The organism is Sphingobacterium sp. IITKGP-BTPF85 (genome assembly GCF_001006065.1).
Lineage (GTDB): Bacteria > Bacteroidota > Bacteroidia > Sphingobacteriales > Sphingobacteriaceae > Sphingobacterium > Sphingobacterium anhuiense.
Genome location: NZ_ASZT02000185.1, coordinates 1 through 8,136, shown reverse-complemented (window position 1 = coordinate 8,136; position 8,136 = coordinate 1). Strand labels below are relative to the sequence as shown.

Sequence of the window (8,136 nt, the reverse complement as noted above, 5' to 3'; positions counted from 1 at the left end):
AATGATTATCTATGTGCTGTATGTGTAATAAAATAGGTTTTTAGTGGTTAATTGGTTGTGAGTAGTTAATATTTTTCAAGTATTTAATTTTTTATTTTGTTTTATGTAATAAATATATTTAATTTTAGTGTTCATTGTCGTCTGAATTATTGGACCTGTAGCCAACTTTACTTAATCTTATGCAGCTTGCTCAGTTTTTACGAAAATTATTATTTTACACCATTGGTGTTCTGTTATGTACTTTGCTCATCAATCTGGGTAGTTCATGGCATGATCCGATTGCTCGATTGAAAAGTGTTCCGTTTCGCACAATAGTGCTCATGACTGTGCCGCTGCTTTTCGTATACCTCATGTTATTGTCATGGTTCATTAATTTTTGGTATACAGACTTTAATGGGTTATTCAAATTGCCAAGGAAGTGGCAGTTTATTTTATTTGTACTGTTGGCAGCAGGTGTAATTGTGGCCCTACATATGATGGTACTTCATGTGGCAATAGGTCTTAAGACTGGCAAGTCTATATTCTCTAAGGCTTATTTTAGAGCTGACTTCTGGTTTTTCATTACACCGCTGCTCAGTTATTGTTGTTTTTTGTTTGCTCGCACAAAGGCATCGCTTCTTCCATTTCATAATACGAGAAAAACTTTGCGAGATCATCATACTTTGCTTCATGAACGGGCGGTTTTGGACAGTGCTTATCAAGAACTGCAGCAGCACCACCATGAGCTGTCCAGTGATCTTAACAATATGCTTCAAGATCATGTGCATTTGAGACATATGCAGGAAAATAATGATGACCTGGTTAAGGATATGAAAGCTGAAAATATAGCTTTAAAAACGCAGTTAGATCTTCTGAGCGATCAGGAGGCTGAGAAGCCTACTAAAATGTTTCCATCGCTTCAGAAATATGAACTTGATGCGAATGGAAATGGCCATTAGCGTGGACAGAGTCGAGGATCATGGATACATTGATGCATTTTATCTGGGACAGGCATCTGTCTCATGCTGTGCCGTCAGGAGGTGTGCGCCGGGTATATGAAGTGATGCTCATACTCAAATTTCAAAAATATAATCTTGGTGTTTACGTTTCTGGTGAAAAATGGGTTTTAGAAGATGAGGAAGCCGCGATACTGTTTCGTAATCCCTGGATGGTGACGGTGAATGCAGATGTTACCTTAAATATGTTGTATTGTAATGGAAAATTCTTACCTGGTGTGGCTGGGGTCGGTAAATTAAATATATTGATCGATGATCTCTGTCAAAATGTTTTGGACGAAAGGGTGAAGCATCATAAATTGAAGAAACTATTACTGTCTAGACATTTTAGAGACAGCTTCAAAAATTTTTGGAAACCTGATTGTTTACTTAAAATGGATGCAGCACGATTGTACGATACATTTGGCAAAAATAAGTAGGCGATAAATTTATCTTTAACAGTAAGGTATTGGGCTTTCAGGTTGTGCAACCGTTAACTGGAACCCCATAGATTCGGTACCGGACATGAACAGTCATTTTTTATGTTAAGTTTTATTGAACGAATCTGCCAACAGCTGGAGATCATTACCCAATTGTTGGAAAAATCTGTGCAACAGTATGAAGCATCTCTCTCGAGAGGCGATCTTCCCGATGCGGAACCCGACCTTTCACATCTGTCTGATTTACTGGATATCAATCAGGTGATCGATCTGTTGAAGATTTCGGAGGCGACCTATTACCGTTGGGTGAAACAGGGGGAGTTGATACCGCGAAGAAAAGGGAAGCGACACTATTACTGTCTATCTGATCTGGACAGACAAATGAAAGAAGGTAGGAGAAGAGGAAGAATTTAGTGATTTTAGTATAAAAGTCATGCGATCAAAAGAAAGCATGACTTTTTATATTTAAATTTGATAACTTGTTCTTTTAAAACATAATCGGTAATTTAAAATGACCAATTGTCGTACAACAGGAGCCTGGAGGGGATTGATGCGTGCTTAAGATGATCAAAATTAATAGGAGTGAACATTGTCTTATTTAAAAATAAAAGATGTCTAAAGAAAATTTAAATAGCCCATTTAAAATTATAATCTCGAATGGAATCACCTATAGAGAGGATGATCCAAAGACCCCATATTCTGGAGCTTTCAACTGGACCGCTGTTGATGGCTCTGCTATAACATCAGTTTATGAAGATGGTTTTCTTGTCACTCAGTTGATTACGGACAATGGTCTGGCTAGAAGTAAAACGCTATTTAGAAAAGATCGCAGCCAAGAGATAACGATCTACGATGATAATGGAGATATTTACATTAGAAATCAAATCGTGGACGGGAAATTGGACGGCATGACAGAGATTTACACAGATGGAGTATTATTGATAACTACAGAATTTAAAAAAGGAAGAAAAAATGGGGAGTGCATTGTATACCATGCTGATGGGTCTATTAATAAGCGGGAGTATTATCTCAATGATGTTAAACAAGATTAGAAACATAAGATGAATTCTAGCTCTGTTCAATATGTTGGAATTAATGAAAACTATTTATTTCTTGTACTTTCTTGAGAAAAACTCATTAGAGAAGTAATGGGAAAATTAGGAAGCCATAATATGAAAATAAAGCCCATTACAGATCTAATTTAGAAAAGTATCCATACTGAAAAAAATACATGAGCATAGTAAAAATACCGAAAAAATTACGAGATATTTTGGACACTTTACGAAGTGGACAAATTGAAATTGGTCTAGAGCAGTTAGAGCAAATAAAAGGCTTTGAACCTCAGAAAGCTATAGTTCATGCGGAGATAAATTACTTCAACAGCAATTACGAAATCGCGATGACAAACGATGAAAGTGGTTTGCCATTTAATGACCAATGGTATGCTGGAAACGTTTTAAGTGAGCACTTTTCTGCATACACGAATACGGCTTTAATTACGGGAAGTATTTCAAGAGCAGAGACTTTTTACAGCAATTTCTTAATTGAAAAAGAAAAATTAAATTTACCTGAACATCAGATACGCACTTATAGGTTTCAAATTGAACGTCATTTATCTAAACTAAAGGGAGAAAACATCTTGAGTATTTGGGATAAACCGATTAAAATTATAAATGACGGTAAATCAACTGAGGAATTTATTGCACAACTGAAGCAGTATCGTCCAAAATTGACATTTGATAGTGAAAAAGGAGCGGAATACCTGCTTCACTTTATGTTAGAGTCAGGAAATACGGACGAAAGTCTAGCCTATTATGAAAAGTTTGCTGCTAAAATTTTCCTAGATAATATCCACATAAATGCCGCAAGACTTTTTTATCTGACAGGGCAGATCGATAAAGCAAGACAAGCTTTACTAACGTTTGCAAAAAATTGGTATCCTGTCGAACACATTCAAATCACTCCAATGGTGTTGTTCAATTATGATGACTTGTTACCGCTTTTGACAAAAGAATTTAAACAAGAGATTTTAAGTCTTCCAAAAGGAAAACAATAAAGCAATTTAGGGAGTGACAGCTGTTGTGAAAAAAGAAAACATCTCCATTGTCACTGACAATCAGATGCTAAGTTGTACAACAATTCGTCTGCCGGGTAGTGGCGTATATAATATCAAAGAGCACGAATGGAGACAAATACCTTACGAATTGTAAACGATAACCCTCAAATATAAATTGGTCATAGATTGCCAGTGATAAAACTAGTAATTTACGGGAGTTCTTAGTATTGCTAAATGAATATAATCATGATGAGAAAATATCTTTGTATAATGCTTCTTTTATCGCTGCAGCGAATGGTCTGCGTGCGCAAACGGTGACCAGTAAATTGCTCCCAACCAAATTAAAGGCAAGTTTTGAACGTGTAAAAGATGCTATCCCAGATATGGATGGCTGGTATATTGATCAGGATATGGAGGTTAAAGCCCTGGCGCATACAGATACTACTGCTACCTTTGAAATCCAGGAGAAAGGTTTAAGTACTGAAATTCTTGTTGATAACGAAAAAGAGTATAATAAGTTGGTCGCAGCGGCAGCAAAAGACGTTTCCAAACCAAGTATTTATATGCTCTATAATTACAAGTTAAAAGGCAAAAAAACGCAGTTTGTGCCGATAAAAAAAAGCTTTTTATTTTTTGAATACGGGTTTATCTGGACACTGACCGTAAAAAAATAGCAGAAAACGAAACTGAGCTTTCATTTGCATATAAATCGCTGGCTCCCACATTTGCCAATAAAATAGAAAGCGAATTTAAAAGCGATACCTATTATAGCAACAAAATTCTAAAAATATCGGTCGATGATAAGCGCATGCGTCAGCGGATCAACGATATTTTGATCAACAAAATGCATGTCGACAGGGATTATCCGGCGCCATCATATCCAACCCGTAATTAGGTTTTATATTTTGTGCCATGGATAATCTTTTAGATGTGATCCTGTTCAAATATTTCTACGGCGTATAGACCATATAGCCATCTTTTAAATCAACTCCAGTAAACCAGATTGGTCTTAGGAAATCCTCTTTTGTAATAGGAGTAGTCATATAATGACGAATGATTTCAAAGGGGTCTCCGTCCTGAAGGTCTACTTGCTTTGTATCCGAAATTTGAAAATGAATGGTTGAATTTGCCAAGATTGCCTCGTCCTGCTCGGTTAGTTCTCTTTTATAATATTTTTTTTCTATCAATGCTTTTATCGTTTCATAGTCCGCATCAGACTCCATGAAATTGATGCAGCCCTGCCAAAGGAGATTCCATCAACATACATGTAGTCCTTTGGATCCAGACCTTTCATCGCTGCATGTGCTTTTGCTTTGGCATGGTCAGGCATACAATCTAAACTATAGATAAGATTGGTGAATCTTGTAGCATATAGGGATTTGGAATTTTTAGCTTTTGGGTTGACCGCAAGCATTATCTCTGCATTAATTTTTTGACCAAAAAATGCCCCTAACTTGTCATAAGATGCTACTTTTTGGGTATTGGGTGACGATTCGCTTACTATTACTGGTAATACATCCTCATCAAAATCTTTCATTATAAAATTGATCATCGCAGATTTGCTCGGAACTATGAGCGTGACATCTGTTGTCTGTAAATAGTCTACAGGCGGAAGGTTTGGAGCTTCAATAAATTCATAATTATCCTCATTGAGCGAACTGATCTTCATAATAGCACCCAGGTATAGTTTCTCAATATTTTTATTGGTGAAAATCCTGTCTTTGTCATCGTCGGCTTCTTGTGCTAGGACATTTAAACAAAATAGGTGCAATATTAGTATGAGTATTTTTACTTTCATGACTTTGTATTTTCGGGTACATAAATAATCTTGATCTTTAACCAGATCGTTTTCATAGCGGCTCTACTTTTATCACTCAATATGTCATTTATCGACGATGGGTTGTAAAGCTGACCTGAGCGGAGGGCATTGGAATTTTCGCTTTTTAATTGGCTGTTATAGAGTGCAATATTTAATGAAATCTCATTTTTGTCGTTCTTGGTAGCAAAGTGCTTCCAGTCTTTTTCTTGATCCTGATAAATAAACAAATCTTCTTTTTCCCATTTTATTTTGTACGACTCTTTGTAGCCACCAGCTTTGGAAATGAACAAGGAGTCCTTTTTGAGGGTCATGGTCTGAGGCCTGAAATATTTTGGACGGTTTTTGAAGTTCTTATCTTGATCAGTTTGTGCAAATGAAGATAGCAAGTTATTATTTTGATAAAGGCCAAATTCCAATTGGCTCTCCGAGCTGTAAACATATGTCTGATCCTTGATCGGGTCTGGACCTTTCTCAGGTTCTGGCTCAGGTATAACTTTTGGTTCTTCGGGCGTTGTTTTTGTGCAGGACTGGAATACGATGGCTCCTAGGAAAAATATAAGGATATATCGAATATTGATAGCGGGTATCTTCATTTTATTAAACTTATAAAGTTAAAAGCTCTATTTTTGCTTATATCATATTTGGTTTTCTTTATAAATGTAGTGATTGTAAAATAGATTAACAAAATTAAATTCTCTTTATTGGGAATATTTAATTTTGCTAAGTCTATAGAAAACCAGTTTTATGATGACCCGCTTCCTATGGCAGTCTTTGTGACCGGAAATGAAATGCGATAATCCTGCAGTACGTAAATCCTTTCTATTTCCAAGCTTTCGTGATGCTGCTCTTCAGTTTGAGATTCTGTAAAAGTATTAAATGTATTAATGCTAAAAATTGCTATTTTACTATTATTTAATGCGTTTTTTGCATAAGTAACAATATGGTGAGTTGTATAATGGTGCATTAAAAGTGATTCCGCGGATGTTATCGATAATGTTGCTAAGTATCTTAAAGTCTCAAAATGGAAAGTTCGTGAGTATTCCAACTTGTTATTCGGAAAGTCAATTCATAAATAGGTAAAGAAGCCATGTATTATGGACTTCAATAGATGTAGGTCTTGATGCTTCAAATATCTCTGTTAGTACTGATGTTGGTATAAATTATCGACGTCTTCCTTCAAAAAGAGCCCTGTTCCTTCTGCCATTGTGGTTGCTGTACCACAAGCAATGCCCATACGCAATATTTCTTCCGGATTTCCCTTATTTACCAAAACAGACACCATACCTGCGACCATACTATCTCCTGCTCCGACGGTACTCCTGACTTTTACAAGAGGTGCGGCTTGTTGTATCTTTCCTTTTTCAGAATACAGTACAGCACCTTTAGCACCTAAAGAAACAACTATTATTTCCGCTTTACCGTATTGTATCAAATCTTTAGCGGCTTCATCCATTGTGTTCTCGGTCAATTCGCTTTTTCCTGAAAGAGCTGCTAACTCTCCGATATTCGGCTTTACAAGAAAAATACCCTCGTTCACAGCTATTTCCAATGCTTTACCAGAGGTGTCTACAATGACTTTACTGTTTTTGTGCTTACATATCTGAATAATGTCCTTTATAAATTCAGGCTTAACTTGTTCAGGTAAGCTGCCGCTTATAATGGTGATTTCGGGAAAAGTACTGATGCTTTCAATAGTTCTTAAAATATTGCTTTGTTCTTCTTCAGATATAGGCTGCCCCGGAAAACCGAACCTGAATTGCTGATTATTTAAAGCGTCTACAACAATAAAGTTTTCTCTTGTTTCATTTCCAACCGGCAAAGGCACAATATCAAGTTCCTCCTTTTGCAAAAGCTCTTCGAGAAGTTTCCCTGTCCTGCCTCCCGATGTAAAAATTGTATCTGATGCTATCCCTAATCTTTTTAAGGCTCTTGATACATTAATACCTCCGCCACCGGGCTCATACTTCGGAGCTTCACAACGCAGTTTCTTTTCGGGTAGAACCCCTTTAACCGAACTGCTTTTATCAATGCAGGGGTTTAATGTTATGGTTAGGACTGATTTTGACATTTTATTTATCTTTAGCTGTTGGCGAACCATAAGTTGCTGCGAGGATTCTTAGCGCCGCCATTTAATAGAAATACCTATATTCAAATATAATTAAAAAGATTAATAGATTTCCTTCAGCCCCTCTTTTGGCAATACCTTGTTGAACTAAACCTCCGGTAGCTTTCGCTGCGATGATTTAGTACCTTAGTATTTATTAACGTTTAAATAATTGATAATATGGTAACTAAAAAAATCTCCGGAGGAATTAAGAACGAACAAATATTTGAATCGTGCTTGTAATGAAATTACAGGTTTTTCTGAACTTCTGCAACGTTTTGAGCGAAATATTTCTATTTTAGGACGAAGCAAACGCACTTTTGAAAATTATTCGCGCCATGTGGCCGCAATGGTACTTCATTTTGGTGCTTTACCAACCGAATTACATCCCGAACAAGTTAAAGATTATCTCTTTGAACTGCAACAACGTTCCAATTCACCTTCGCAATCGTATTTTAAACACACTGTTTACGGACTTCGATTTCTTTTAAAAACAGAGAATTTACCTTACGATTATCTTCATTTACCATCGATTCCTAAAGAAAAGAAACTTCCTGTAATTCTGAGTAGGGAAGAGATATGGAAGATGCTTCAACATCCCGATTTGCTCAAACATCGCATTTTAATTGGATTGATTTATAGTTGCGGACTACGTTGTATGGAAGTTCGAAATATTGAATTAAAGCATCTGGATTTGATAGAAACTACCTTTCATATTTGTTCAAAGTAAATGCAAAAAGATC

12 protein-coding genes are annotated in these 8,136 nt (G+C 36.3%); 8 read left to right on the top strand and 4 right to left on the bottom strand.

Annotated elements, in window-relative coordinates; genetic code table 11:
• Positions 1 to 179 precede the first annotated feature (179 nt).
• The 7 genes from L950_RS22835 (at position 180) to L950_RS22810 (ending at position 4,144) form a co-directional block, all read left to right on the top strand.
• Positions 180 to 938: a hypothetical protein gene (locus L950_RS22835; RefSeq protein WP_021191378.1), complete on the top strand. Its 759-nt coding sequence runs from the start codon at positions 180 to 182 to the stop codon at positions 936 to 938.
• Positions 939 to 958: 20 nt separating this feature from the next.
• Positions 959 to 1,414 (top strand): hypothetical protein, encoded by a 456-nt coding sequence (locus L950_RS22830; protein ID WP_021191377.1) that lies wholly within the window; start codon positions 959 to 961, stop codon positions 1,412 to 1,414.
• Positions 1,415 to 1,516: 102 nt separating this feature from the next.
• Entirely contained in the window at positions 1,517 to 1,828 is a 312-nt protein-coding gene (locus L950_RS22825; protein ID WP_021191376.1) for a helix-turn-helix domain-containing protein, read from the top strand.
• A gap of 197 nt (positions 1,829 to 2,025) precedes the next feature.
• Complete coding sequence (locus tag L950_RS22820) at positions 2,026 to 2,466, top strand: toxin-antitoxin system YwqK family antitoxin (RefSeq protein WP_021191375.1); 441 nt, start codon at positions 2,026 to 2,028, stop codon at positions 2,464 to 2,466.
• Between the two features lie 179 nt (positions 2,467 to 2,645).
• Entirely contained in the window at positions 2,646 to 3,470 is an 825-nt protein-coding gene (locus L950_RS22815) for a hypothetical protein (protein ID WP_021191374.1), read from the top strand.
• A gap of 25 nt (positions 3,471 to 3,495) precedes the next feature.
• Entirely contained in the window at positions 3,496 to 3,624 is a 129-nt protein-coding gene (locus tag L950_RS35935) for a hypothetical protein (protein WP_262507174.1), read from the top strand.
• 73 nt (positions 3,625 to 3,697) lie between these two features.
• Positions 3,698 to 4,144 carry a hypothetical protein gene (locus tag L950_RS22810; protein WP_021191373.1) on the top strand — a complete coding sequence of 149 codons (447 nt, stop codon included), beginning with the start codon at positions 3,698 to 3,700 and terminating at the stop codon, positions 4,142 to 4,144.
• Between the two features lie 276 nt (positions 4,145 to 4,420).
• Here L950_RS22810 and L950_RS22805 read toward each other — a convergent pair whose 3' ends face one another.
• From L950_RS22805 to L950_RS22790, 4 genes are all read right to left on the bottom strand, one after another.
• Positions 4,421 to 4,657 (bottom strand): hypothetical protein, encoded by a 237-nt coding sequence (locus L950_RS22805; protein ID WP_156169820.1) that lies wholly within the window; start codon positions 4,655 to 4,657, stop codon positions 4,421 to 4,423.
• 5 nt (positions 4,658 to 4,662) lie between these two features.
• Entirely contained in the window at positions 4,663 to 5,268 is a 606-nt protein-coding gene (locus tag L950_RS22800; RefSeq protein ID WP_021191371.1) for a hypothetical protein, read from the bottom strand.
• Positions 5,265 to 5,882 (bottom strand): hypothetical protein, encoded by a 618-nt coding sequence (locus tag L950_RS22795; protein ID WP_021191370.1) that lies wholly within the window; start codon positions 5,880 to 5,882, stop codon positions 5,265 to 5,267. The genes L950_RS22800 and L950_RS22795 overlap by 4 nt, the downstream gene beginning before the upstream one ends.
• A 545-nt stretch (positions 5,883 to 6,427) precedes the next feature.
• On the bottom strand, positions 6,428 to 7,357 hold the full coding sequence (locus tag L950_RS22790) for a 1-phosphofructokinase family hexose kinase (protein WP_021191369.1): 930 nt from the start codon (positions 7,355 to 7,357) through the stop codon (positions 6,428 to 6,430).
• A gap of 262 nt (positions 7,358 to 7,619) precedes the next feature.
• On the opposite strand from L950_RS22790, the gene L950_RS22785 reads away from it, so the two are divergent.
• The gene (locus L950_RS22785) at positions 7,620 to 8,123 is read left to right on the top strand and encodes a tyrosine-type recombinase/integrase (RefSeq protein ID WP_021191368.1); all 504 of its coding nucleotides are present in this window, start codon (positions 7,620 to 7,622) and stop codon (positions 8,121 to 8,123) included.
• Positions 8,124 to 8,136 lie beyond the last annotated feature (13 nt).